This window comes from Nitrospirillum guaranorum (genome assembly GCF_034653275.1).
Classification (GTDB): Bacteria; Pseudomonadota; Alphaproteobacteria; order Azospirillales; family Azospirillaceae; genus Nitrospirillum.
This window is the reverse complement of the sequence record NZ_JAYEES010000004.1, coordinates 1,650,337-1,675,838: the sequence shown is the minus strand read 5'-3', so window position 1 is coordinate 1,675,838 and position 25,502 is coordinate 1,650,337. Positions and strand designations below refer to the sequence as shown.

At 68.0% G+C, this 25,502-nt stretch carries 24 protein-coding genes; 4 read left to right on the top strand and 20 right to left on the bottom strand.

Features of this window, described 5'->3' with window-relative positions; translation table 11 throughout:
* Positions 1-40 precede the first annotated feature (40 nt).
* The 6 genes from UAJ10_RS29095 to UAJ10_RS29070 all read right to left on the bottom strand — a co-directional run bounded on the left by UAJ10_RS29095 (position 41) and on the right by UAJ10_RS29070 (position 5,568).
* A complete protein-coding gene (locus UAJ10_RS29095; protein ID WP_322918886.1) occupies positions 41-241 on the bottom strand; it encodes a YbdD/YjiX family protein in 201 nt (66 codons plus the stop codon).
* Entirely contained in the window at positions 241-2,310 is a 2,070-nt protein-coding gene (locus UAJ10_RS29090; protein ID WP_322918884.1) for a carbon starvation CstA family protein, read from the bottom strand. The genes UAJ10_RS29095 and UAJ10_RS29090 overlap by 1 nt, the downstream gene beginning before the upstream one ends.
* 450 nt (positions 2,311-2,760) lie before the next feature.
* Complete coding sequence (locus UAJ10_RS29085) at positions 2,761-3,234, bottom strand: spore coat protein U domain-containing protein (RefSeq protein WP_322918882.1); 474 nt, start codon at positions 3,232-3,234, stop codon at positions 2,761-2,763.
* 315 nt (positions 3,235-3,549) lie between these two features.
* The gene (locus tag UAJ10_RS29080) at positions 3,550-4,014 is read right to left on the bottom strand and encodes a spore coat protein U domain-containing protein (protein WP_322918880.1); all 465 of its coding nucleotides are present in this window, start codon (positions 4,012-4,014) and stop codon (positions 3,550-3,552) included.
* 328 nt (positions 4,015-4,342) lie between these two features.
* Positions 4,343-4,813: a spore coat protein U domain-containing protein gene (locus UAJ10_RS29075; protein WP_322918878.1), complete on the bottom strand. Its 471-nt coding sequence runs from the start codon at positions 4,811-4,813 to the stop codon at positions 4,343-4,345.
* A 287-nt stretch (positions 4,814-5,100) separates the two neighbouring features.
* Positions 5,101-5,568, bottom strand: coding sequence for a Csu type fimbrial protein (locus tag UAJ10_RS29070; RefSeq protein WP_322918876.1), 468 nt, complete (start codon positions 5,566-5,568; stop codon positions 5,101-5,103).
* A 327-nt stretch (positions 5,569-5,895) separates the two neighbouring features.
* Between UAJ10_RS29070 and UAJ10_RS29065 the strand changes: the two genes are divergently transcribed.
* From UAJ10_RS29065 to UAJ10_RS29055, 3 genes are all read left to right on the top strand, one after another.
* Entirely contained in the window at positions 5,896-7,086 is a 1,191-nt protein-coding gene (locus tag UAJ10_RS29065) for an acyl-CoA dehydrogenase (RefSeq protein ID WP_322918874.1), read from the top strand.
* 122 nt (positions 7,087-7,208) lie between these two features.
* Positions 7,209-7,451, top strand: a complete 243-nt coding sequence (locus UAJ10_RS29060; RefSeq protein WP_322918872.1) for a hypothetical protein — start codon at positions 7,209-7,211, stop codon at positions 7,449-7,451.
* A gap of 318 nt (positions 7,452-7,769) precedes the next feature.
* Positions 7,770-8,003 carry a hypothetical protein gene (locus UAJ10_RS29055; protein WP_322918871.1) on the top strand — a complete coding sequence of 78 codons (234 nt, stop codon included), beginning with the start codon at positions 7,770-7,772 and terminating at the stop codon, positions 8,001-8,003.
* A gap of 222 nt (positions 8,004-8,225) precedes the next feature.
* On the opposite strand, the gene UAJ10_RS29050 is transcribed toward UAJ10_RS29055, so the two are convergent.
* From UAJ10_RS29050 to UAJ10_RS29025, 6 genes are all read right to left on the bottom strand, one after another.
* On the bottom strand, positions 8,226-8,795 hold the full coding sequence (locus UAJ10_RS29050; RefSeq protein ID WP_322918870.1) for a nucleoside 2-deoxyribosyltransferase: 570 nt from the start codon (positions 8,793-8,795) through the stop codon (positions 8,226-8,228).
* Entirely contained in the window at positions 8,792-10,801 is a 2,010-nt protein-coding gene (locus UAJ10_RS29045) for a bifunctional 2',3'-cyclic-nucleotide 2'-phosphodiesterase/3'-nucleotidase (protein WP_322918868.1), read from the bottom strand. Before UAJ10_RS29045 ends, UAJ10_RS29050 begins: the two co-directional genes overlap by 4 nt.
* Before the next feature lie 133 nt (positions 10,802-10,934).
* Entirely contained in the window at positions 10,935-11,909 is a 975-nt protein-coding gene (locus UAJ10_RS29040; protein WP_322918866.1) for an ABC transporter permease, read from the bottom strand.
* A gap of 19 nt (positions 11,910-11,928) precedes the next feature.
* Positions 11,929-13,056 (bottom strand): ABC transporter permease, encoded by a 1,128-nt coding sequence (locus tag UAJ10_RS29035; RefSeq protein ID WP_322918864.1) that lies wholly within the window; start codon positions 13,054-13,056, stop codon positions 11,929-11,931.
* Positions 13,053-14,669, bottom strand: coding sequence for an ABC transporter ATP-binding protein (locus UAJ10_RS29030; protein ID WP_322918863.1), 1,617 nt, complete (start codon positions 14,667-14,669; stop codon positions 13,053-13,055). Before UAJ10_RS29030 ends, UAJ10_RS29035 begins: the two co-directional genes overlap by 4 nt.
* Positions 14,670-14,736: 67 nt before the next feature.
* Positions 14,737-15,750 carry a BMP family lipoprotein gene (locus UAJ10_RS29025; RefSeq protein ID WP_322918861.1) on the bottom strand — a complete coding sequence of 338 codons (1,014 nt, stop codon included), beginning with the start codon at positions 15,748-15,750 and terminating at the stop codon, positions 14,737-14,739.
* 336 nt (positions 15,751-16,086) lie between these two features.
* On the opposite strand from UAJ10_RS29025, the gene UAJ10_RS29020 reads away from it, so the two are divergent.
* On the top strand, positions 16,087-17,691 hold the full coding sequence (locus tag UAJ10_RS29020; RefSeq protein WP_322918859.1) for an alkaline phosphatase D family protein: 1,605 nt from the start codon (positions 16,087-16,089) through the stop codon (positions 17,689-17,691).
* Positions 17,692-17,697: 6 nt separating this feature from the next.
* Here UAJ10_RS29020 and UAJ10_RS29015 read toward each other — a convergent pair whose 3' ends face one another.
* The 8 genes from UAJ10_RS29015 to fba form a co-directional block, all read right to left on the bottom strand.
* A complete protein-coding gene (locus UAJ10_RS29015) occupies positions 17,698-18,156 on the bottom strand; it encodes an NfeD family protein (RefSeq protein ID WP_322918857.1) in 459 nt (152 codons plus the stop codon).
* A gap of 33 nt (positions 18,157-18,189) precedes the next feature.
* Positions 18,190-19,218: an SPFH domain-containing protein gene (locus UAJ10_RS29010; RefSeq protein ID WP_322918855.1), complete on the bottom strand. Its 1,029-nt coding sequence runs from the start codon at positions 19,216-19,218 to the stop codon at positions 18,190-18,192.
* A 149-nt stretch (positions 19,219-19,367) separates the two neighbouring features.
* Entirely contained in the window at positions 19,368-20,603 is a 1,236-nt protein-coding gene (locus tag UAJ10_RS29005; RefSeq protein ID WP_322918853.1) for a patatin-like phospholipase family protein, read from the bottom strand.
* A gap of 64 nt (positions 20,604-20,667) precedes the next feature.
* Positions 20,668-21,318 carry a ribulose-phosphate 3-epimerase gene (rpe, locus tag UAJ10_RS29000; RefSeq protein ID WP_322918852.1) on the bottom strand — a complete coding sequence of 217 codons (651 nt, stop codon included), beginning with the start codon at positions 21,316-21,318 and terminating at the stop codon, positions 20,668-20,670.
* Positions 21,315-22,274 carry a CbbX protein gene (gene cbbX / locus UAJ10_RS28995; RefSeq protein WP_322918851.1) on the bottom strand — a complete coding sequence of 320 codons (960 nt, stop codon included), beginning with the start codon at positions 22,272-22,274 and terminating at the stop codon, positions 21,315-21,317. Before cbbX ends, rpe begins: the two co-directional genes overlap by 4 nt.
* A complete protein-coding gene (locus UAJ10_RS28990; RefSeq protein WP_145608921.1) occupies positions 22,274-22,693 on the bottom strand; it encodes a ribulose bisphosphate carboxylase small subunit in 420 nt (139 codons plus the stop codon). The genes cbbX and UAJ10_RS28990 overlap by 1 nt, the downstream gene beginning before the upstream one ends.
* Positions 22,694-22,710: 17 nt before the next feature.
* Complete coding sequence (locus UAJ10_RS28985) at positions 22,711-24,168, bottom strand: form I ribulose bisphosphate carboxylase large subunit (protein WP_322918850.1); 1,458 nt, start codon at positions 24,166-24,168, stop codon at positions 22,711-22,713.
* Between the two features lie 126 nt (positions 24,169-24,294).
* Positions 24,295-25,380 (bottom strand): class II fructose-bisphosphate aldolase, encoded by a 1,086-nt coding sequence (gene fba / locus UAJ10_RS28980; protein WP_322918849.1) that lies wholly within the window; start codon positions 25,378-25,380, stop codon positions 24,295-24,297.
* Between the last annotated feature and the right edge of the window lie 122 nt (positions 25,381-25,502).

Below are 25,502 nucleotides of genomic sequence, written 5' to 3'. Positions count from 1 at the left end.
GCCCGCGCGGGCCCCCTCTCGGTAAACAAATCCGGCCGCTTCAGCAACAACGGCCGACCTTGCCGCTGTAGCGCGCCTCCTGCCGTTCGCGGAAGAACGCCTCCCGCGACATGACGGGCTGGTCCGGATGGTTGAGGCGCCGGTGCTCGACATAGCTGTCGTAATCCGGCAGTCCCACCATCAGGTTGGCCATGCGGGCCACCAGCTTGGCGAAGGGAAGGGCCTGCGCCTGCGCCGACATCAGTCGTCCCCGGCGGCGACGGCGGCGCCACCGATCCCAACCTCGTGCGCCGTGGCGCGCGGGTTGGCCAGGGCCTTGCGGATGTTCAGGAGGCCGAACACCAGCATGGACACGACCACGGCCATGAACAGGCCACACAGGGTGGCGTCGACATAGTCGTTGGTGATGACCCGGGCCATGGCTTCCGTGGTCTTGGCCGGGGCCAGCACCTTGCCGTCGGCCAGCGCGGTGGAGAACTTCCTGGCGTGCGCCAGGAAGCCCACGGCCGGGTTGTCGTCGAACAGCTTCTGCCAGCCGGCGGTCAGCGTGCAGATGGCCAGCCAGGTGGTGGGCAGGATGGTGACCCAGGCGAACTTCTCCCGCTTCATCTTGAACAGGATGACGGTGCCCAGCATCAGGGCGATGGCCGCCAGCATCTGGTTGGAGATGCCGAACAGGGGCCACAGCGTGTTGATGCCGCCCAGCGGGTCGACCACGCCCTGGTACAGGAAATAGCCCCAGCCGGCCACGGCGATGGCCGTGGCCAGCAGGTTGGCGCCCCAGCTTTGGGTCACGCGCAGGGCCGGCACCGCCGTGCCCAGCAGGTCCTGGATCATGAAACGGGCGACGCGTGTGCCGGCGTCGACCGTGGTCAGGATGAACAGGGCCTCGAACAGGATGGCGAAGTGGTACCAGAAGGCGGTCATGGACTGGCCACCCACCAGGCTGGACAAGATGGTCGACATGCCCACGGCCAGGGTGGGGGCGCCACCCGCGCGGCTGAGGATGGTCGACTCGCCCACATTCCTGGCCACCTGGGCCAATTCGTCGGGCGTGATGGCGAAGCCCCAGTTGCCCACCACCTGGGCCGCCTGGTCCACCGTGGTGCCGATGACGCCGGCCGGCGTGTTCATGGCGAAATAGACGCCGGGGTGCAGCACGCAGGCCGAGATCAGGGCCATGATGGCGACGAAGCTTTCGGCCAGCATGGCGCCGTAGCCGATCATGCGGGCTTGCGCTTCCGTCTCCAGCATCTTGGGCGTGGTGCCCGAGGAGATCAGGGCGTGGAAACCCGAGACCGATCCGCAGGCGATGGTGATGAACAGGAAGGGGAACAACTGGCCGGAGAAGACCGGGCCGCTGCCGTCGACGAAGCGGCTGACCGCCGGCATGTGCAGGTCGGGCATGACGATCAGGATGCCGACCGCCAGCGCGATGATGGTGCCGATCTTCAGGAAGGTCGACAGATAGTCGCGCGGCGCCAGCAGCAGCCACACCGGCAGGACCGAGGCGATGAAGCCGTAGGCGATCAGCATCAGCGCCAGCGTCTCACCCTTGAAGGTGAAGGCGGCGGCCCAGGCGGGATCCTCGGCCACCCATTGGCCGCCCATGATGCCCAGCAACAGCAGGACCAGGCCGATGGCCGACATCTCGCCCACGCGGCCGGGGCGGATGAAGCGGCCGTAGATGCCCATCAGCACGGCGATGGGCATGGTGGCGAAGACGGTGAAGGTGCCCCAGGGACTGCCCGCCAAGGCCTTGACCACGATCAGCGCCAGCACGGCCAGCAGGATGATCATGATGAGCAACACGCCGAACAGGGCGATGACGCCCGGCACCGTGCCCATCTCGGACTTGATCATGTCGCCCAGCGACCGGCCGTCGCGACGGGTGGAGGCGAACAGGATGATGAAGTCCTGGACGGCGCCGGCGAACACCACGCCGATCAGGATCCACAGCGTGCCGGGCAGATAGCCCATCTGCGCCGCCAGTACGGGGCCAACCAGCGGGCCGGCGCCGGCGATGGCGGCGAAGTGGTGGCCGAACAGCACCCACTTGTCCGTGGGCACGTAGTCCAGGCCGTCATTATGGCGCGCGGCCGGGGTGGGGCGTCCGCCGTCCAGCTTCAGCGCGGCGTTGGCGATGTACAGGCTGTAGAAGCGATAGGCGATGGTGTAGGTGCACAGGGCCGCCACAACCACCCACAGCGCGTTGACGGTTTCGCCGCGCGACAGCGCGACGACGCCCAGCGACGCGGCGCCGACAAGCGCCACAATCAGCCAGACGAGCCGTCCGGCGGTTCCGTTCATTCCGTTTCCTCCCAAGAAATCCCGCACCCCAGCCCCGGCCGCTGGGGGTACCTCGAATTCTCTTTACCCTCGGCCCCTCCGCCGGGTCTCCGGCAAGGGTACGGGGCTGGCCTTGTCATTGCCGCGCCAGGGCTGATCGCGTTGATATTACAGGATCGTTTGCCACTTGGACAGGGGGGCGCCCACCTTCCGTGAGGGGCGACGCCAAGGGTTCGGTGTGCGGTGCGGTAAAGGAATTATTCATAGTTTTGCGCGATAACAGGGGTGCAACTTGGTTGCGTTTTCCTCCCTTCTGAAAACTCAGCCCCGGCGCCTTCTGGCAGCCGGGGTTTTTTATTGCCCGCACCGCAGCGTCTTTTTGCTGCGACCGCAAACGGCGACGGCCCCGCCCGGGTGTTCCAGGCGGAGCCGTCTTGGTGAGCCGGACCGATGCGGTTGTCGGGGGCGGGGTCAGCGGCCCTGGATGGTGATGGTGAGGGTGTCGGTGTAGCTGCCGGCGATGGCCTGGGCGTTGGCGGGGACGGTGACGGCGACGGTGGCGGTCTTGTTGAACTGGGCGGAGGAGCGGACGACGTTGACGCTGCTGCCGCTGGACTGGCCGTCGTAGATGGGGGTGTAGCTGATGGGCTGGGCGCCGGTGGCGGAGGACTTCAGGGTGCCGCCGTTGGCGGAGGAGACGCTGATCTGGTAGCCGGCGCCGTCGTTGCAGGTCTCGACGACGCTGCCGACGGTGACGGCGTTGGAGCCGGCGAGGATGTTCAGCTGGGTGCCGGCGTCGGTGACGGCGACGGTGCAGGTCTGGGCGACGGTGCTGTTCAGCTGGATGGTGCCGGAGGCGGCGGCCGTGGCGGCGTAGGCGGGGGCGCCCAGGGAGATGGCGGCGACGGTGGCGACGGCGATCAGGGCGGCGGCGGAGCGGATCATGATGAGGGTCCTATCGGTTCGGCTGGGCTTGTTGCCCGATTGCTTTGATGGAAGATGTAAAAGCAATCGTGGTGCCAGAACCGGGGCCGGGTTGGCATGAACCGGTTAATACATTGATATCGTTAATTTATCAGATTTATGGCGACGCTCCCGCCCCGCGCATGCCGTCCGGGCCGTTGCGTTGCGCACCATGCGAAAGGTTAGGAACGCAAGCGAATCAATGCATTAGGATTTGCGGTTCGCCAGATGGCGGGCACGCGAAAGGGCGCCCCGGCGTGGGGCGCCCTCTCCCGAACCTGAGGTGACCGTCGCGGCTTACTTGCCGGCGATGGTGATGGTCAGGGTGTCGGCGTAGCTGCCGGCGATCGCCTGGGCGTTGGCCGGAACCGTGACGGAGACGTTGGCGGTCTTGTTGAACTGGGCGCCGGAGCGGGTGACGGCGAAGCTGGCGCCGGAGCCGCTGGTGCCGTCGTAGCTGGTGGTGTAGCTGATGGCCTGGGCGCCGGTGGCCGAGGACTTCAGCGTGCCGTTATTGGAAGAGGCGACGGTGATGGTGTAGCCGGCGCCGTCGTTGCAGTTCTCAACCACGCTGCCGACCGCGACGTTGCTGGAGCCGGCCAGGATGTTCAGGGTGGCGCCGGCATCGGTGACGGCGACGGTGCAGGTCTGGGCGACCGAGCTGTTCAGCTGGATGGTGCCCGAGGCGCCGGCGGCGGCGAAGGCGGGGGCGGCGGCCAGGGAGGCGGCGGCGATCAGGGCGGCGGCGGCGAAGCGGATCATGATGAGGTTCCTATCGGTTCGGTGGGCGGCTTCAGCGGCCCGGTTGGTTCATGCCTGGTTATAAGCACCCACCGTGCCAAGTTTGGATCGACACAGGCCGCTCAGTTATATTATTGAAAAATAAGGAAAATTTTTAAGACCATCTAGAGGTGCGCGCAATCATCTCCAGGTTGTTGCGTTGCGCAATAACCTAAAGATTAGAAAGACCGCTGAAGCTAATGCATTAACATTTGCATTTATCCACGATTGATCTTGATGCCACAGCGAGCAATGGAAAAGGGCGGCCCCTCACGGGACCGCCCTTTTCGACGTCGGAATAAAGCCAGGCTTACTTGCCGGCGATGGTGATGGTGAGGGTGTCGGCATAGCTGCCGGCGATGGCCTGGGCGTTGGCCGGGACCGTGACGGAGACGTTGGCGGTCTTGTTGAACTGGGCGCCGGAGCGGGTGACGGCGAAGCTGGCGCCGGAGCCGCTGGTGCCGTCGTAGCTGGTGGTGTAGCTGATGGCCTGGGCGCCGGTGGCCGAGGACTTCAGCGTGCCGCTGTTGGCGGAGGCGACGGTGATGGTGTAGCCGGCGCCGTCGTTGCAGTTCTCGACCACGCTGCCCACCGCCACGTTGCTGGAGCCCGACAGGATGTTCAGGGTGGCGCCGGCGTCGGTGACGGCGACGGTGCAGGTCTGGGCGACGGTGGCGTTCAACTTGATGGTGCCCGAGGTGGCGGCCCCGGCGGGAATGGCAGCCAGAAGGCCGGAAGCCACGGCGGTGGTGGCGACGACAGCGGCAATGCGGCGGATCATGACAGGCTCTCTAAACGGTTCGGTGGGCTTTTGCCCATTTGGTTCATAGCTGGTTAAAAGCAAAGACGATGCCAGAAACACAGGATCGCAATAAAATGATATTAATCTATTGATTTATAAGAATTTATCTTCTGGCGAGCCCGAGAGTGTCAGATGGCCTGGACCTGGCTTCTGCATGTCCTGCGTTTAGGAACGCAAGACTATTCTGGATTTGTGCAATTGCAAAAATACAGGCGACGCGGCCGATTGGGGCGGCCGTGTCGCATTCATCGGACCTTGCTGGCGGCTTACTTGCCGGCGATGGTGATGGTCAGGGTGTCGCTGTAGCTGCCGGCGATGGCCTGGGCGTTGGCGGGCACGGTCACGGAGACGGCGGCGGTCTTGTTGAACTGTGCGCCAGAGCGGGTGACGGCGAAGCTGCCGCCCGAGCCATTGGTGCCGTCATAGCTGGTGGTGTAGGTCACCGGCTGGGCGCCCGTCGCGGAGGACTTCAGGCTGCCGCCGTTGGCGGAGGCGACGGTGATGGTGTAGCCGGCGCCGTCGTTGCAGTTCTCGACCACGCTGCCCACCGCCACGTTGCTGGAGCCGGCCAGGATGTTCAGCTGCGCACCGGCGTCGGTGACCGCCACGGTGCAGGTCAGGGACACGGTGCCGCTCAGCTTGATGCTGCCCGACGTGTCGGCCAGGGCCGGGGCGGAGATCAGGGTGGCGGCCAGGGTGGAGGCGGCGACGGCGGCGGCGATGCGGCGGATCATGGCGGAAGGTCCTATCGGTTCGAGTGGGCTTTTGCCCGTTTCGTTCATGTCCGGTTATAAGCAGGCTGCGTGCCAATGTGGCGTTGGAGGGGATTTAACTTATTAAATTCAATGTCTTGCGCTGGAATTTATTAACGAGACTTAACCTATCCCTACGGCCTAGGCCATTTATCATAGGTTTTGCGCTGCAACACGCATCGCGCCCTTGGGATAGGTTCATGGAAATAAGCATTGCATCATGCAAATGCCCACGGAGTCACTTGACCGCCCGTCGCTTCCCGCCTGCAATGCGGCCTATCCAACAACCACCAATCAGGGGTAGGACCCATGGCGAGCGACAGTGCGGGCAAGGGCGGTTTCCAATGGGACGACGCCCTGCTGCTGGATGACCAGCTGGAGGCGGAGGAGCGGCAGGTGCGCGACAGCGCCCGCGCCTTCTGCCAGGACCGGCTGGCCCCCGGCGTGCGCGACGCCTTCCGGCACGAGGTGTTCGACCCCGCCATCATGGCCGAGATGGGGAAGCTGGGCTTGCTGGGCATGACCATCGACGGCTATGGCTGTGCCGGGGTGAACCACGTCTGCTACGGCCTGGTGGCGCGTGAGGTGGAGCGGGTGGACAGTGGCTACCGCTCCGCCATGAGCGTCCAGTCCTCCCTGGTCATGCATCCCATCCACGCCTATGGCAGCGAGGAACAGCGCCAGCGCTACCTGCCCGGCCTGGCGGCCGGCACGCTGATCGGCTGCTTCGGCCTGACGGAACCGGACGCCGGGTCCGACCCCGCCGCCATGAAGACACGGGCCCGCCGCGTGGCCGACGGCTATGTCCTGACCGGATCCAAGATGTGGATCACCAACGCGCCGGTGGCCGACGTGTTCGTCGTCTGGGCGAAGGATGACGAGGGGCAAATCCGGGGCTTCATCCTGGAAAAGGGTATGACGGGCCTGTCGGCGCCCAAGATCGAGGGCAAGTTCTCCCTGCGGGCCTCCATCACCGGTGAAATCGTGATGGATGGTGTGGCGGTGCCGGAAACGGCCCTGCTGCCCGGCGTGGTCGGGCTGAAGGGGCCCTTCGGCTGCCTGAACAAGGCGCGCTACGGCATCTCTTGGGGTGCCATGGGCGCGGCGGAGGCCTGCTGGTTCGCGGCGCGCGACTATACCCTCAACCGCACCGCCTTCGGCCGGCCGCTGGCGGCGACCCAATTGATCCAGAAGAAGCTGGCTGACATGCAGACGGAAATCACCCTGGGCCTGCAGGGCGCCCTGCGCCTGGGCCGGCTGATGGACCAGGGCCGCGCGGCGCCAGAGATGATCAGCCTGATGAAGCGCAACAACTGCGGCAAGGCGCTGGACATCGCCCGCGCCGCCCGCGACATGCACGGCGGCAATGGCGTGTCCGACGAGTATCCCGTCATCCGCCATGTCCTGAACCTGGAGGCGGTGAACACCTACGAGGGGACCCACGACGTCCACGCCCTGGTGCTGGGCCGGGCGCAGACGGGCCTGCAGGCCTTCGGCTGAGCCCCGGGAAAGGTCTGCGGCCAAACAAATTGCTCGCCGATTGATCCAGCTCAAGGACGGTGCGGCCGGCGAGGGATAGTCCTGGCCTCATCCGGAACGCATAGCCAGGGAAGCACCGCCCCATGAACCTTCTCTTCCCCCATGCCACGGCCGTGGCTATGCCGTCCCCCGTTTTGGCCGCAGCCCCGGTTTTGGGGGGTGAACTGGCGGGGCTGTCCCTAATCGCCTATGCCATGGGGTGTGCCGCGCGGCGCGATGGACATGCCCTTTTGTCTAATCCCTTTGATGAGGCGGACGCCCTTGGCTCTTTGGGTCATATCGAGCCCGCGGGCGCCTGGCGCGACGGTTGGCTGAACGGCGGCTGAAAGCGGATCAAGCGACCGCAAGCTGGTCCTCGTTACAGCCTCGAAACGACTGTCCTGACGGCCTTCCCGCCGCCTGGATTCCAGCGGCGGCGTCAACGGCCAAAAAATCGGGGGAAGATGGCGGGTGACAAGGTGATGACGTACCCCTAAGCTATATCTCTTGGCATTTGATTTGGATTATGCTGATCGCAACAGCCCATGGGTTCCATTCCCCGGGGCGGACCGGTCCGGCGAACGGCCTGGGTTTCGAGAGCCGACCCCCAGAGGCGCGCCCTTGCGGGCAGGTGCCCCCGGGGGCTGTTAAGGAGTAGGAAAGCTATGGCGTTGTCTAGGCGCGGGGTCGAACCGCCCAAACCGGGTGAATGGATGGAAGAGGTGAAGCTGCCCAAGCGTCGCCTGCTGGTCCATGCCATCCATCAGCGGGCGGGTCATCCGCCCCATGTCGAATTTCTGGTCGACGGCCGCTCCAGCGACCGCCTCAGCCTGGCGCTGGAGGTTGTGCTGGATGGTGACCGGTTCCGGCGCATGGGCGTGTCGCAGAACGCCGCCTGACGCGCACGGATCAAGGGGACCGACGACAGCCGGGCCGGCGACGGTCCGGCTGTTTCTTTTTAGGGCTGGCTCGCCTTCAGGCCGATTTCATGCCGCCTAGGCCGCGACTGGGGCCGCCGGAGCGAGCAGCGCAGAGGGCAGCGAGGATGAGCCAAGCCAGCGGAGCTGGCGCTTGGCGCCTGAGGGCGGCATTTGAGCGGTCACGATCAAATGCCGTTGGGATCATTGCGCGGCGATCCAGGCCGCCGCCGCCCGGACGGCGGCTTCCGCGCCATGGTACAGGCCATGCGGTCCGGCCGTGCCCCAGGCGGTGATGGCGGGGTCCACCAGCATCAGGTTGGCGCCCAGGCCGAAATCTTCCACCATTTGGCCATCGGGGTCGCGCCACAGGCCGGCCTGCCCATCCCGTGTCAGCGTGAAATGCGCCCGCGTGCGCGCCAGCAGGCTGTCCTCCGTGGCGGTGTAGGCGAAGACCGGCCGGCCCAGCGCCGTGGCGTAGCCCATCTCATAGGCCGTGCCATCGTCGGCCGACGGTCCGCGAAAGGGGCCGGCGTTGGCCAGCATCAGGTCGGCGCCGCGGATCAGGTCCAGGTTGGCGGCGCGGATGCGGGCGGCGTGGGCGGCCGGCGATTCGTCCGCCTGCGCCTTCACCGCCCCGTCCAGGGGAAAGACGCCGACGATGCCGTGCCGGGCGCACAAACCCCGCAGCACCCCGGCGGCCGCCCCGGGATCCGGCAGGAACACCTCCGGCCCCGCCAGATAGGCCCGCCAAATCTTCTTTTCCGCCGTCATTTTCCCAGCACCCCGCCGGCCAGCGCGGTCGGCGACAAATCCACGCGGAACAGTTCCAGCCCCGCGTCGCCCGGCCCCACGTCGCTCAGGTTGGGGTATTGGGTCAGCAGGGCCGCCGCCTTGGCGTTGGTGTCGTACAGCACGGTCACCGGCGCGGTGACGGGCACGAAGCCCCAGCTGTGGTTGGTGGCGGGCACCAGGGTGCCAGCCGCGCGCAGGTAGTCGGCGATGATCTCCTGGATCGTCTCCGTGCCCGAGTAGATGATGTTCTGGCCGGTCAGGCCCGGGAAGTTGCCGCCGCCGTTGGCGCGGTAATTGTTGGTGACGACGATGAACTCATCCTCGTCCTTCACCGGTTGGCCATTGTAACGCAGGTCGACGATGCGGTGGTTGTCGCCCGCCGCCAGCTTGCCATCGCCGCCGAAGCGCGGCGGCTGGGTCACATCCACCCGCCAGGTGACGCCGTCGATGACATCGAAGTCGAAGCTGGGAACGGCCCGGTTCACCAGCATCTGCGGTTCCTTCTTGGCCGGGTCGACGCGGTTGAAGACGCGGGCACCCATCTCCAGCCAGTCGCGCACCTGGGCCCCCGTCACCTTCACCGCCGCGACGATGTTGGGGTAGAGGTAGAGGTCGGCGACGTTCCGCAGGCTGATCTGGCCGGCGGCTACGTCGGTGAAATAGTCGGGGCCGGGCTTGCCGCCCGCCTTGAAGGGCGCGGCCGCCGACAGGATGGGCAGGGCCGCGTAGGGGCCGCCCGCCAGCGCCTTGGCCACGTACTGGCGCTGGGCGTCCGACACGATGTCCAAGGCCGGCTGGTCGGCGATGAAGCTGAAATAAGTCTCGATGCGGCCGGTGCTCTTGCCCACGGGCTGGCGCACGTAATCCAGGGTCGCCTGGTGCGCGTCCTTGGCGATGGCCGCAACCGCCGCGTCCGGCTCCACCAGCGGCGTGGCCTTGCCGTTCACGCGGGTGAGCACGGGCCGCGTCTCGGCATGGCCGGCGGCCACGGTCCAGCCGCCCTTGCCGCCATGGGCCTTGGGGTCGGCGGACAGGATCAGGTCGATCACGCCCAGATGGTCGCCGAAGAAGCCGGCCATGACCACCGGCTTGCCATGGATCAGGCCGTGCGGGATGTCGGCATCCGGCAGGTTGGCATAGTCGGCGGCGGGGAAGACGCGGTGGGCATGGCCGGTCACGACGGCATCCACCTCGGGAATGGCGGCCACGGCCACGCCGGCGTTCTCCGCCATCTTCTGGTGGGGGGCCGCCGACAGGCCGCTGTGGATGACGGCCACCACCACGTCGGCGCCCTGGGTCTTAAGGTCGCGGGCGGTCTTGGCCGCCACCTCCACGATGTCCGAGGTGGTGACCTTGCCCTCCAGCTTGTCCTTGTCCCACAGCACGATCTGGGGCGTCAGCACGCCGACCACGCCCACGCGCACCGTGTGCTTGGCGCCGGCGCCGTCGGTGAAGTCGCGGTCCAGGATGACGCCAGCGGGGAACAGGGGCTGGCCATCCTCCACCCGGTTCACGTTGCCGGCCAGCACGGGGTACTTGGCTTCCTTCTCGGCCGCCACGGCATAGTCCAGGCCGAAGTTGAACTCATGGTTGCCCATGACGGCGGCGTCATAGCCCAGCGCGTTCAAGGCGGCGATGATGGGCTGGAACTTGCCCGGCCCCAGGCCCTGCACCCGGGCGACATAGTCGCCCATGGGCGTGCCCTGGATCAGGTCGCCGGCATCCACCAGCAGGGTGTTGGGCTTCTCGGCCCTGGCCTTGCGGATCAGGCTGGCCACGCGCACCAGGCCGATGCCGGGGTCCGGCTTGTCGGCGTAATAATCGTAGTCCATGACGTTCATGTGCAGGTCGGTGGTCGACAGGATCTGCACGTCGATCTGGTCGGACCTGGCCTCCTGCGCCCCCGCGTCCAGGCCCCCGAACGCCCCGCCGAACGCCATGGTACCGGTAAAGAGCAGGGCGGCCAGGCGGCGGCAGGCGGGCATGGCGGGGGCATCCTTGATCTGCATCGGGCTTGATCTGCATCGGGGAAAAGGGGCCGGATGCGTTCCGGTCCCCTTGGCTCTACAGGTGCTGTGTTACACCCACGCCATCGCTACCGGCCTTGATGTAGGTCGCTTACCGGTCTTTCACATAGGCCTGGCCCGCCGCCTTGGGCGGAATGGACTTGCCGACGAAGCCCGCCAGCAGCAGCACGGTCAGGATGTAGGGCAGCACCTCGATGATCTGCACCGGCACCGCGCCCACGACCGGCAGGGCGACACCCTGCAGCCGCGCCTGCAGCGCGTCGGTGGCGGCGAACAGCAGGCAGCCGGCCAGGGTGGGATAGGGCCGCCACTTGCCCAGGATCAGGGCTGCCAGAGCCAGGTAACCCTTGCCGGCGGTCATGTTCTCCTGGAATCCCGCCCCTTGCGCGATGGAGAGGTAGGCGCCGGCCACGCCGCACAGCAGGCCGGTGATCAGCACGGCGCGATAGCGCAGCCAGGGCACGGAGATGCCGGCGGTGTCCACTGCGGCCGGGTTCTCCCCCACCGCGCGCAGCCGCAGGCCGAAACGGGTGCGGTAGGCCACCCACGAGGTGGCCGGGACGGCCAGCACCGCCAGGTAGACCAGCAGGTTTTGCCCGCCGACGACCTCGCCATAGAAGCGGCCCAGCAAGGGCACGCCGCGCACGGCGTCGGTGACGGGGAAGTGCAGGCTCAGGAAGCGCTGCCCGCCGTCCAGCGAGGGCGTGCGGCCGCCGAGGTCGAACCAGGCGTTGGCCAGCACGGCGGTCAGGCCGGCGGCGATGGTGTTGATGGCCACGCCAGCCACCACCTGGTCGCCCCGGTGGGTGATGCAGGCGAAGCCGTGCACCAGGGCCAGCACCAGCGACGCGGCGATGGCCGCCGCCAGGCCCAGCCAGGGCGATCCGGTGACGGCGGCGGTGGCGGCGGCGGCGAAGGCGCCGGTCAGCATCTTGCCTTCAAGGCCGATGTCGACCACGCCGGCGCGTTCCGAATAAAAGCCGGCCAGCGAGGCCAGCACCAGCGGTGTCGCCAGGCGCACGGTGCTGGCCAGCAGCGACACGATCCACAGGGCGGTATCGTCCATGGTCTCTTTCCCCGGGATCTCAGGCGCGCTGGCCGGCGGCCGATGCCGCCGCCTTGGGCTTCAACAAACGCACCAGCGCCGGGCGGAACATATGCTCCAAGGCGCCGGAGAACAGGATGACCACGCCCTGGATGACCACCACCAGGCGGGGGCTGATCTCGTTGTACTCGAACGACAGCTCGGCTCCGCCCTGGTACAGGGCGCCGAACAGCAGCGACGACAGGACGATGCCCACCGGGTGGCCGCGGCCCATCAGGGCGACGGCGATGCCGGTGAAGCCCATGCCGGCCTGGAAGTTCAGGGTGACGCGGTGCTGCACGCCCTGCAGCTCGTTGATGCCCACCAGGCCGGCCAGCGCGCCGGAAAGGGCCATGGCGATGACGATGGTGGTGCGGGCGTTGATGCCGGCATAGCGCGCCGCGGCCTCGTTGGCGCCCACGGTGCGCATTTGGAAACCCCAGCGCGTATGCCAGATCAGGAACCAGACGCCGGCGGCGCAGAGCAGCGCCAGGACCAGCGACAGGTTCAGCGGCAGGGTGCTGGTGCGATAGCCCAGGCTGGCGGCGATGTCCTTCACCGCCGGCAGGAAGGTGCTTTCGGCGAATTCCCGGCTTTCCGGCGCCATCTGGCCATGTTCGATCAGCGGCCCGCCCAGCAGATAGACCATCAGCGCGCTGGCCAGGAAGTTGAACATGATGGTGGTGATGACGATGTGGCTGCCGCGATAGGCCTGCAGATAACCCGGGACCAGGCCCCACACGGCGCCGAACAAGGCGCCCGCCAGCACCGCCACCGGCAACACCGCGTACCAGGGCCAGCCGCTGAGCGCCAGGCACACCAGGCCGGTGCCCAGGCCGCCGACATAGGCCTGGCCCTCACCGCCGATGTTGAACAGGCCGGCGTGGTTGGCGATGGCCACGGCCAGGCCGGTGAAGATCAGGCTGGTGGCGTAATAGAGGGTGTAGCTGAGGCCCGTGCCGCTGCCCACCGCCCCCTTGACCATGAAGGCCAGGGCGGAGACCGGGTCCTGGCCGATGGCCAGGATGACCAGGGACGAGACCACCAGGGCGGCGAACAGGTTGATGGCCGGCAGCAGGGCCAGCGTGGCCCAGCGCGGCAGGCCGTCGGTGTTGGTAGACGCGCTCATGCCGCCCCTCCGGCCGCGTCGGCGCGCTGGCCCCGTTCCATGGTGTTGGGTTCGATGTCGTCGGTGATGCCGGCCATCAGGCGGCCGATCAGGCCCTCGGTCGCGTCCTCGGCCGCCAGTTCACCGGTGATGGCGCCGTCGCACATCACCAGGATGCGGTCGGACAGGGCCATGATCTCCTCCAGCTCGGCGGAGACCAGCAGGATGGCCTTGCCGGCGTCGCGCATGGCCAGCAGGCGGCGGTGGATGAACTCGATGGCGCCGATGTCCACGCCGCGGGTGGGCTGGCCCACCAGCAACACGTTGGGATCACGCTCCATCTCGCGGCCCAGCACCAGCTTCTGCTGGTTGCCGCCGGAGAAGAGCGAGGTGCGCAAGCTGGGCTGGCGCGGGCGGACGTCCCAGTCCTCCATCAGCCGGGCGGTGGCGGCGGCCACGCGCTTCCAGTTCAGGCGGGGACCGTCGGCCATGGCCGGGTCGTCCTGATAGCCCAGCAGCGCGTTCTGGAAGGCGGGGAAGGGCTTCACCACCGCGCGGCGCAGGCGGTCCTCCGGCACGTGGGCGATGCCCTGGCGCCGGGCCTGGGCCGGATCCATGGGCGACTCCGGTGTCACGTCGCGCCCGTTGACATGGAGGCGCCCGCGCTGGAAGGGCGTCATGCCCGACAGAGCCTCCAGCAATTCCGACTGGCCGTTGCCGGCGACGCCGGCCACGCCGACGATCTCGCCCGCCCGCACGCGGAAGGTGGCGCGCTTCAGCCGCTCCACCCCGCGCTCGTCGAACACGCTGAGGTCCTCGACCGTCAGCAGCGGCGCGCCCGCCGGTGCGCCCGGCCGCCGCACGGCGGGGTTGGCGCGCCGTCCCACCATGGCCTCGGCCAGCGCCGCCTCGTTGGTGTCCCGGGTCTGGAAATTGGCGACCACCGCCCCCTGGCGCAGCACCGACACGGCGTCGGTGATGGCCATGATCTCCTTCAGCTTGTGGGTGATCATCAGGATAGTACGGCCTTGGGCGCGCAGCGCGTCCAGGATGCGGAACAGGTCCTGCACCTCCGGCGGCGACAGCACGGCCGTGGGCTCATCCAGGATCAGCACCTGGGCGCCGCGGTACAGCGCCTTCAGAATCTCCACCCGCTGCTGGATGCCCACATTCAGGTCGGCGACCTTGGCGTCCAGTGGCACGTCCAGGCGATAGGCCTTTTCCAGCCGTTCCACCTCGGCGCGGGCCTTTTTGATGCCATCCTTCAGCAAGGCGCCGCCCTCGGCCCCCAGCATCAGGTTCTCCAGCACCGTGAACTCCTCAACCAGCATGAAGTGCTGATGGACCATGCCGATGCCGAGGGCGATGGCGTCCTTGGGCTCGCGGATGCGTACCTCGGCCCCGTTCACCAGGATCTGCCCCTCATCGGCCTGGTAAAAGCCGTAGAGGATGCTCATCAGCGTGGATTTGCCGGCGCCGTTCTCCCCCACCAGGCCGTGGATGGATCCGGCGCGGATCTGCAGCGAGACCGCCTTGTTGGCGTGGACGGGGCCGAAGCGCTTGTCGATGCCCACCAGCTCCACGGCCCAGGGGCCCGGCTGCGGCGGCACGGAGAGGGGAACGGTTTGCGACACGGGGCGGCTGGTCTCTGGTTCTGGGGGTCCGGGAAAGGGGGACCCGAGGCGTGGATGGGATGGCCTGTCAGTACTTGCAGCCGTTGGTTTCGTCGTAATTGGCGACCTTGCGGGTCCCGTTCTGGATCTCGGCGGACGCCGCGTCCAGCGCCGCCTTCATCTCCGGCGTCACCAGCTTGGCGTTGTTCTCGTCCAGCGCCCAGCCCACGCCCTCCTCCTTCAGGCCCAGGGTGCGCACGCCCGCCTGCCAGGTGCCGTCCTGCGCCGCCTTGATGGCGTTGTAGGCGGCCACGTCCACCCGCTTGACCATGGAGGTCAGGACCGAACCGGGGAACAGGTGATTCTGGTTGCTGTCGACGCCGATGGAATACTTGCCAGCGTCCTTGGCCGCCTGCAGCACGCCGATGCCGCTTTGCCCGGCGGCGGCGAACACCACGTCCACGCCCCGGTCGAACTGGCTCTTGGCCAGCTCGCCGCCGCGCGTGGGGTCCGACCAGGCGGCGGGCGTGGTGCCCACCATGTTGGCGATGATGTGGTCGTCCGGCGCCACGGCCTTCACGCCCTGCTCATACCCGCACTCGAATCGGCGGATCAGGGGAATGTCCATGCCGCCGACGAAGCCGACGGTGTGGGTCTTGCTGCTGAGGGCGGCCAGCATGCCCACCAGGTAGGAACCCTCCTGCTCGGAAAACAGGATGGATTGCACATTGGGCAGCTTCACCACGCCGTCGATCAGGGTGAACTTGATCTCGGGGAATTCCTTGGCGACCTTGGCCACCGCTGGCGCCTGGCTGAAGCCCACGGCCAGGATGATGTCGGCGCCATGCTCCGCCAGGCGGCGCAGGTACTGCTCGCGCTGGACGTCGTTGCTGATCTCCAGCGCCTTGTAATTGATGCCGGTTTCGCGATGGAACCGCTCAATGCCCGTCAGGACGCCTTCGTTGAAGGACTTGTCGTACTTGCCGCCGTAATCGAAAACCACGCCGGGAAAGAAGGCGGCCTCCGCCCCACGGGTGGGGACGGCCAACGCGCAGCTCAACAGGGCGGCCGCCGCCAACGCCGCGCGGATCGCTCTACTCATGAAGGGTCCCTGCCTCCGTGGGCATGCTTATGGACGGTGGCGAACGGAAGGGGCCGCACCGCCTGCTCTTCTGAAACCTAGTCCATTTCCCAAGGTCCCGGCAAGCCGGGGGCTTAGGGGCACGGCACGGGAACCGACCCTGGCTGATCCTGACCAAATGGTCAAGGTTGTGCGTGGGGCAGACGGCCGCGCCACGCAGGGTTGTGGCGTCTATCGCGACACTTTCATGACAGGGCGCCTGGGCGGGGTTTTCATGGTTGAACCCGTTTCCGCCGGCGGGCACTCTGCCGCGCATTCCACGATCCTCCCGCCTTGCCGCATTCCGAGACGCCGCCCATGACCCGGTTCAGCCCCGTTCCCGAGGCCACCCGCCGCGCCCTGTTGAAGACCTTCGGCGCCACCGCCGCCACCGCCTTCCTGCTGCCGTCGTCCGTGGGCTCGGCCCTGGCCCAGGCGGCCTTCAGCAACGACCCGTTCTCGCTGGGCGTGGCCTCGGGCGATCCGCTGCCCGACGGCTTCGTGCTGTGGACCCGGCTGGCGCCCGAACCGCTGGCCTTCGGCTACGGCATGCCCAAGCGCCCGGTGGAGGTGGACTGGGAGGTGGCGACCGACGAGCGCATGCGCAACATCGTCCAGACCGGGACGGAGATGGCGCGGCCCGAACTGGGCCACGCCGTGCATGCCGAGGTGGGCGGGCTGGAGCCGGGGCGCGACTACTACTACCGCTTCACCGTGGGGGCGGAGCGCAGCATGGTGGGACGCGCCCGCACGGCCCCGGCCCTGGGCGCCAAGGTCGAGCGTGTGCGCCTGGGCATGGTCGGCTGCCAGAATTATGAGGACGGCTATTACACCGCCTTCCGCCACCTGGCGGAGGAACGGCCCGACTTCGTCTTCCACTATGGCGACTACATCTACGAGAATCGGGTCCGGACGCATGAGACCAGCCGCTATTACGGCGGCCTGGCCCAGCCCACCGCCCGCCGGCATCTGGGGGACGAGCCCTATTCCCTGGACGAGTACCGCCGCCGCTACGCCCAGTACACTCTGGACCTGGACCTGCAACTGGCCCGCGCCGCCTGCCCGTGGATGGTGACCTGGGACGACCATGAGGTCGACAACAACTGGACCGGTACCGTCGACGGCGCTGGCATCGCCCCGCCGGAATATTTCCTGCTGCGCCGCGTGGCGGCCGCCCAGGCCTATTTTGAGCACATGCCCCTGCGCCGCGCCTCCTGGCCCAAGGGGCCGGACATGCAGATCTACCGCCGCCTGGCCTTTGGCAACCTGATCGACCTGCACCTGCTGGACACCCGCCAGTTCCGCACCGACCAGCCCTGCGGCGACGGCTTCAAGCCCGCCTGCGAGGGTCAGGACGATGACGACGCCCAGGTGATGGGGGAGGAGCAGGAGCGCTGGCTGTTCGAGGGGCTGGACCGTGGCCGCGCCCGCTGGAACCTCATCGGCCAGCAGGTCATGATGATGACCATGAACCGCGAGCCCTGGCACGGCCCCATCTACAACATGGACAGTTGGGAAGGGTATCACCAGCCGCGCCAGCGCCTGCTGCGGCACATCGCCGACCGCCGCCTGAACAATGTGGTGGTGCTGACGGGCGACGAGCACCAGAACTTCGTGGGCGACCTCAAGACCGACTACCACAGCGACAAGGCCGGCGTGGTCGCCACCGAATTCGTCGGCACCTCCATCAGTTCCGGCGGCGATGGCGCCGACAAGCGCCCGCGCCATGAGGAGATCATGCGCGGCAACCCGCACATCCGCTTCATGAACGACCAGCGCGGCTACCTGATGTGCGACATCGGCCATGACAAGCTGACAGCCAACTTCCGCGTCATGGACCGCGTCACCACCCCCGGCGGCGCCATCAGCACCCGTGCCAGCTTCGTGGTCGAGCCGGGCAAGCCGGGCGCCAAGCCGGCGTAAGCGCGCCTACGCCGCCTCCACCCTCAGCGCCGTGCCGTCCACGCCCACCACGCGCACGGTCGCCCCGGCGGCCAGGCCGTCGGGGCCGTAGACGATCCAGGCGCCGTCGTCCAGGCGGGCGCGGCCCTGGCCGTTGGTGATGGGCGTCTCCAGCGTCAGGATGCGGCCGACGTACTGGCTGGCGCGGGCGTTCAGGGGTGGCCCCGGGGGCGCCTCCTCAAGCCGGCCGCCTCCCAGCCAGCGGCGGGTGGCCAGCAGCAGGCCGGCCGCCAGCACGGCGAACAGCACCGCCTGCCCCGCCAGGGCGAAGGCCGGGAAGATGAACAGCGCCGTGCCCACCAGCACCGCCGCCACGCCCAGCCACAGCAGGCCGAATCCGGGGGTGACCATTTCCACCAGCGCCAGGGCGACGCCCGCCGCCCACCAATGCCAGGCGTGGGGCGTCCATGCGGTGAAGTCAGGCATGATGTTCTTCCTCCGCGTTAGCGGGCCCCTGCGTCAGCGGCCCGGGGTGGACCAGGGACTATCGCCGGGCTGCAACTGCCCGCCGGCGGCCGGGGGAGCGGCCGGGGGGTCCCCACGGCGGGGTGGCGGGGCCGTGCGGCTGGCCGGCACGCCGGCGAAGCTGTCCTTGGCCAGCTCGGCGATGCCGCCCAGCGCGCCCAGGATGCCGGTCGACTCCATGGGCATGAACAGGATCTTCTGGTTGGGGCTGGCGGCGAAGCCCTTCAGGGCGTCGACATAGCGCTGGGCAATGAAATAGTTCACGGCCTGGACGCTGCCGCCGGCGATGGCCTCGGATACCACGCGGGTGGCGGTGGCCTCCGCCTCCGCCAGGCGCACGCGGGCCTCGGCTTCGCGAAACGCGGCCTCCTTCTTGCCTTCGGCCTGCAGGATGGCGGATTGCTTTTCACCCTCCGCCCGCAGGATGGCGGACTGGCGCAAGCCTTCAGCCTCCAGGATCAGGGCGCGGCGTTCGCGTTCCGCCTTCATCTGGCGGGCCATGCTGTCCACCAGGTCGCGCGGCGGCTGGATGTCGCGGATTTCCACGCGGGTGATCTTGACACCCCAGGGGTGGGTGGCGGCGTCCACCACGGTCAGCAGGCGGGCGTTGATGGCGTCGCGCTGCGACAGCAGCTCATCCAGATCCATGGAACCCATGACCGTGCGCAGGTTGGTCATGGTCAGGTTCAGCACGGCGGTGTCCAGGTTGCGCACCTCGTAACTGGCCTTGGCGGCGTCCAGCACCTGGAAGAACAGCACGCCGTCCACCGTCACCATGGCGTTGTCCTTGGTGATGATCTCCTGCGACGGCACGTCCAGCACCACCTCCTGCATGGTCTGGCGGGCGCCGATGCGGTCAACGAAGGGGACGATGATGGCCAGGCCGGGCTTCAGGGTGCGGGTGTAGCGGCCGAACCGCTCCACCGTGTATTCCATGCCCTGGGGCACGGTCTTGATGCTGCTGTAGACCAGGACGATGGCGAAGGCCAGGACGGCCAGGATGAACACGCCGAAGGGCGACAAGACGTCTCTCCCGCTTGTGGGCGCGGGTGCCGCCGCCGGAACGGCCGCCCCGCTCTGCCCCGCCATCATGCCACAGGGCGGGTGCCGTGGCCCGGCCTTTTATCTTTCTGGTTGTGGCGCCTCAGCTTTGGCCAATCAGCTTTGGCCAGTCAGGTTTGGATGATAGCCAGCCAGCGCGCCTTGGCCTGGGCATAGCTGGTGTCGCCCAGCACGCAATCCAGCTGCGGCAGGCGGGTGATCAGGGGCTGGTTGGGCACGTCGCCCGCCATCCAGTCGCGGCCCAGCCGCTGGATAAGGGCGATCTGCGCCGGATCCACCGCGTCGGCGGGCAGGGCCGCCACCTGGGCGAAGCGTCCGTCGGCCAGGCCCGGGGGCGCCGCCCACACCCCGCTTTGCAGCACCGGCTGGACGGAGACGTTCAGGCGCACCAGGCCGCCCAGGGTGGCGGGGTCGCGGCCCGCCAGGCGCTGGGCCAGGATGTGGGCCTCCAGGCTGGCGGTGTCGGGTGGGTCGTCCAGGGTGGTCTGGGCCAGCAGCGACAGGTCCCCCAGGGTGCCCCGCATCCCCACCGGTTCGGCCAGGTCGTCCGGCGGCTGGCTGGTGCCGGTCACCGGCGCGTGGCGGGTGGTGCCGCTGCCGAGGCTCAGGATTTGAAGGTCGGTGTCGCCGCTGGGTTGCGCCAGCGCCTCCATCACCGCCAGCATCACCGGGTTGTTGCAGCCGGTCAGCCCGCCGTCCCAGTACAGGCGCCCATCGCACCGGGCGGGTTCGTCGAAGAAGGCCACGGGTGCGGTGCTGCTGGCGTTGATGACCTCCGCCAGGGGGGCGGTGGAGGCCTGCGGCTCCGTCACCGCCGTCGCCAGACCGGCATAGCTGCGGAAGGTCATGGCCCGGCGCTGGGCGTAGTCGAAGGCGGGGATGAACACCTTCACCGGCGCGTCGCCCCGCCGCGCCAGGGGCAGGGGCAGGCGGGCCATGGGGCAGGCGGACAAGATCAGCGGCCGCCCCTGGCCATCGACGATGGCCGGGGTGGGCGGCGCCAGGCTGGGGTCGTCCAGCATGGCGGTCAGGCCGGCCAACTTGCCCTCGGTGCTGTACCGCGGCCCCAGGTCTAGGTCAGCCACCAACCTGTCCAGCCCGTCGACCTTCACGAACAGGCTGCCCCGCCGCGTATCGTTGACGAATAGGTCCAGGATCTGGGCCGGCGTCAGGTTCTTGATCAGCCCGCCCAGCACGATGGCGCCGGCCGAGGTGCCGGCCGCCAGGTCGAATTCCGCCAGGATGTCGTGGCCGGGCGTGTCGCTGCCGTACAGGTCGCCCAGCACCAGGGCCTCCAGCAGGGCCCAAGGGCCGCCGCCGTCCAGCGTCAGGATGCGATAGGACATGGGTTCTTCCTCCCTCAACCCCGCGCACCTCTACGCGGTTTCAAGGGGGGCTGGCCAGCGCTACTTAGCCGCGCAGGGCCGCGATGTTGGCCTGATAGCGGCCGGGTCCACCCTGGAACACGGCGGATCCCGCCACCAGCACGTCCGCCCCGGCCTGCACGCACAGGCGCGCCGTCTCCGGGTTGACGCCGCCGTCGACTTCGATCTGGATGGGCCGGCGGCCCACCAGGGCGCGCAGGGCCCGGATCTTGGGGATCATGGCGGGAATGAACGACTGGCCGCCGAAGCCCGGGTTCACGGTCATGACCAGCACCAGGTCCAGCCGGTCCAGCACATAGGCCACGGTCCCTTCCGGCGTGGACGGGTTCAGCGCCACGCCGGCCTTTTTTCCCAGGGCGCGGATGCGTTCCAGCGTGCGGTCCAGGTGGGTGGTGGCCTCCGCCTGCACGGTGATGATGTCGGCGCCGGCGGCGGCGAAGGCCTCCAGGTAGGGATCGACCGGGCTGATCATCAGGTGCACGTCGAAGGTGCGACTGGTATGGGGGCGCAGGGCCTTCACCACGGCGGGGCCGATGGTCAGGTTGGGCACGAAATGGCCGTCCATGACGTCGACGTGGATGTAGTCCGCCCCCGCCGCCGTGATGGCCCGGACCTCGCTTCCCAAGTTGGCGAAGTCGGCCGACAGGATGCTGGGGGCGATCAGGGGCTGGCTCATGACGCGGCCTCCCTTCCAACCACTTGGCTACCCGCCTGGCCGTCCGGGCTGCCGGCGAACACGCGGCTGGCCAGGATGTCCTCCGCCTCGATCACCGTCAGGTCGTCCACCGACAGGGGGCCGTCATTGCGCTGGAACAGGCGGCTGGCCTGGCGCAGGCGGGCACGGTCCAGGGCGTTGCGGATGGACCGGCCGTTGGCGAAATGCGGCTGGTCCCGGCGCAGGGCGATGTATTGGGCGAACACCGCCCGGGCCCGGGGACTGAGGCGGTAGTTCATGGTCTCCAGCTGTCGCTCCCCGATTTCCAGCAACTCCTCCTCGCCATAGTCGGGGAAGTCGATGTGGTGGGCCACGCGCGAGCGGAAGCCGGGGTTGGCCTGGAAGAAGCGCTCCATGCGGTCGGCGTAGCCGGCCAGGATGACCACCAGGTCGTCGCGCTGGTTCTCCATGACCTGCAGCAGGATCTCGATGGCCTCCTGCCCATAGTCGCGCTCATTCTCCGGCCGGTAGAGATAATAGGCCTCATCGATGAACAGCACGCCGCCGGCGGCGCGCTTCAGCACCTCCTTGGTCTTGGGCGCGGTGTGGCCGATATACTGGCCCACCAGGTCGTCGCGGGTGACGGTCACCAAATGCCCGCGCCGGACATAGCCCAGGCGGTGCAGGATGGCCGCCATCTTCAGCGCCAGGGTGGTCTTGCCCGTGCCGGGGTTGCCGGTGAAGCTCATGTGCAGGGTGGGGGCGCCCACCGCCAGGCCGAAGCGCTGGCGCGCCCTGTCCACCAGCAGCAGGGCCGCGATCTCGCGCAGCCGCCCCTTGATGGGCGCCAGGCCCACCATCTCCCGGTCCAGCTGGTCGAAGATTTCCGGCAGGCCGGAGGCTTCGAAGTCGGCCTTCAGGTCGACGGCCTCCGGTGGGACGGCTTTCAGGGCCGTGGCCATTGGGGGCGCGGCCATCACGAGTACCGCTCCCCTTCCGGCAGCTGGGCGGCATAGGCGCGGGTGCTGTAGAGGATGCGCCGGCCGTCGCTTTCCTGACGTTCCAGGGCGAAGCCGGGCTCGTTGGCCGGCCGGTTGACGATGAAGGACAGCCGCACGCTCTCCCATCCATGACTGGCGTCGAAGCCGGAGATGCGGATGTAGCGGTCGCCGTAGATCTTGCGGCAGGACGCCAGTTCGCCCATGACGCCCGCGGCGTCGCGGATGTCGAACATGGGCAGGCCCCACATGTCCCAATAGGTGTTGCGGGGGTGCGGGTCGTCGGTGAACTCGATATTCACCGCCCAGCCCTGATCGATGCAGTACTGCACCTGGGCCGTGATCTGCTCGTCCGTCAGGTCGGGCAGGAAGGAGAAGGTTCCTTGGGTGAGGCGCATGATGAGGTCTCCTTCCTTTAACCGGCGACGCTGGCGGTGGGCACGAAGTCGGGTGAGTCGGTCGAGGTGTAGTTGAAGGTCACGTCCTTCCAGACGTCCAAGGCCTGGCGCAGGGGCGTGCAGTGGCGGCTGGCGGCGGCCAGGATGTCCGGCCCCTCGGCCAATATGTCGCGGCCCTCGTTGCGGGCCAGCACCATGGCCTCCAGCGCCACCCGGTTGGCGGTGGCGCCGGCCTGGATGCCCATGGGGTGGCCGATGGTGCCGCCGCCGAACTGCAGCACCACGTCGTCACCGAACAAATCCAACAGTTGGTGCATCTGCCCGGCATGGATGCCGCCCGAGGCCACCGGCATGGTCTTGCGCAGCGAGGCGAAGGACTGGTCGAAGAAGATGCCGTTCTCCAGCCGCTGGGGCAGGAAGTCCTCGCGGCAGACGTCGTAATAGCCCTTGGTGGTGGCGGGGTCGCCCTCCAGCTTGCCCACCACGGTGCCGGCGTGGATGTGGTCCACCCCGGCCAGGCGCATCCATTTGGCGATGACGCGGAAGGACACGCCGTGGCTCTTCTGCCGGGTGTAGGTGGAATGCCCGGCGCGGTGCAGGTGCAGCACCATGTCGTTGCGCCGCGCCCATTTGGACATGGACTGGATGGCGGTGTAGCCGATGACCAGGTCGATCATGACGATGCATGAACCGATGGACTTGGCGAACTCCGCCCGCTCGTACATGTCCTCCATGGTGGCGGCGGTCACGTTGAGGTAGGTGCCCTTGACCTCGCCCGTCACCGCCTGGGCGCGGTTCACCGCCTCCATGCAATAGAGGAAGCGGTCGCGCCAGTGCATGAAGGGCTGGGAGTTGATGTTCTCGTCATCCTTGGTGAAGTCCAGGCCGCCCTTCAGCGCCTCATAGACCACGCGGCCGTAGTTGCGGCCCGACAGGCCCAGCTTGGGCTTCACCGTGGCGCCCAGCAGGGGCCGGCCGAACTTGTCCAGCCGTTCCCGTTCCACAACGATGCCGGTGGGCGGCCCGTCGAAGGTCTTCACATAGGCCACCGGCAGCCGCATGTCCTCCAGCCGCAGGGCCTTCAGCGGCTTGAAGCCGAAGACGTTGCCGATGATGGACGCCGTCAGGTTGGCGATCGATCCGGGTTCGAAAAGATCGATGTCATAGGCGATGTAGGCGAACCAGCTGTCGGGCGACCCGGGCACCGGTTCCACGCGGTGGGCCTTGGCCCGGTACTTGTCGCAGGCGGTCAGCCGGTCGGTCCACACCACCGTCCAGGTGGCGGTGGAGGACTCGCCCGCCACGGCGGCGGCGGCCTCGATGGGGTCCACCCCGTCCTGCGGCGTGATGCGGAAGACGGCGATGACGTCCGTGTCCTTGGGCACGTAGTCCGGCTGCCAGTAGCCCATGTCCTGATACTTCATGACCCCGGCGGCATAGCGGTCGCGGCGGTCCCTTTTATCGATCGCGTTCATGGTTGCTCTCCTCAAGCGCCGGCGGCGCATCCGCGCCTTGGCTATCCTCGATTTCCAGTCCGCTGACGCTCCCCAGAAATCTCCGGCGGCCCCGGCCGGGGCCTGGATTTTGGGTGTTGCGGGTTGCTATTCGGCCGCGACGGGCGCGCGGCCCAACTGAGGGTCCAGGGATCCTGTGGCGTAGCGCTTGGCCATGGCGGCCATGGGCAGGGGCGTGATGCGGCTGGCGTTGCCGGCGGCGCCGAACTGCTCGAACCGGTCGCGGCACAGCGCCTTCATGGCGTCCATGGCCGGCTTCAGGAACTTGCGCGGGTCGAATTCCGCCGGGTGCTCGGTCGCCGTCTTGCGGAACTGCACCGCCATGGCCAGGCGGCAGTCGGTGTCGATGTTGATCTTGCGCACGCCGAAGCGGATGCCGCGCACGATCTCCTCCACCGGCACGCCCCAGGTGCGGGGCATGCGGCCGCCATAGGCGTTGAACAAATCCTGCAGTTCCTGCGGAACGGAGGAGCTGCCGTGCATCACCAGGTGGGTGTTGGGCAGCCGCGCGTGGATGGCCTCCACCACATCCATGGCCAGGATGTCGCCGTCGGGCTGGCGCGAGAATTTATAGGCGCCGTGCGAGGTGCCCATGGCGATGGCCAGCGCGTCCACGCGGGTGGCGGCGACGAAGTCCAGCGCCTGGTCGGGGTCGGTGCACAGCTGGTCCAGCGACAGCACGCCCTCGGCGCCGTGGCCGTCCTCCGCCTCGCCCTGGCCGGTCTCCAGGCTGCCCAGCACGCCCAGCTCCCCCTCGACCGAGGCGCCCACCCAGTGCGCGGCCTCCGCCACGCGGCGGGTGATGTCGACGTTGTACGCGTAGGACGCCGGCGTCTTGGCGTCGGCCAGCAGCGACCCGTCCATCATGACGGAGGTGAAGCCGTGCTGCAGGGCGGTCAGGCAGGTGGCCTCGCTGTTGCCGTGGTCCTGGTGCAGGCACAGCGGGATGGTGGGGTAGAGGGCTTCCAGCGCGTCGATCATATGGGCCAGCATCAGGTCGCCGGCGTACGACCGGGCGCCCCGGCTGGCCTGCAGGATGACGGGTGCGTCCACCTGCGCCGCCGCCTCCATGACGGCAAGGCCCTGTTCCATGTTGTTGATATTGAAGGCCGGGACGCCGTAGTCGCGTTCCGCCGCGTGGTCCAACAGCTGTCGCAGGGTGATGCGGGGCATAAGTGTTCTCCCTTTAGTGTTCCTCAGGCGCCGGCGGGGCATCCGCCCCTTGGCTGTCCTCGCATTTCGGTCCGCTGACGCTGCCCGGAATGCTCCGGCGGACGCGGTCGCGTCCTAGGGTT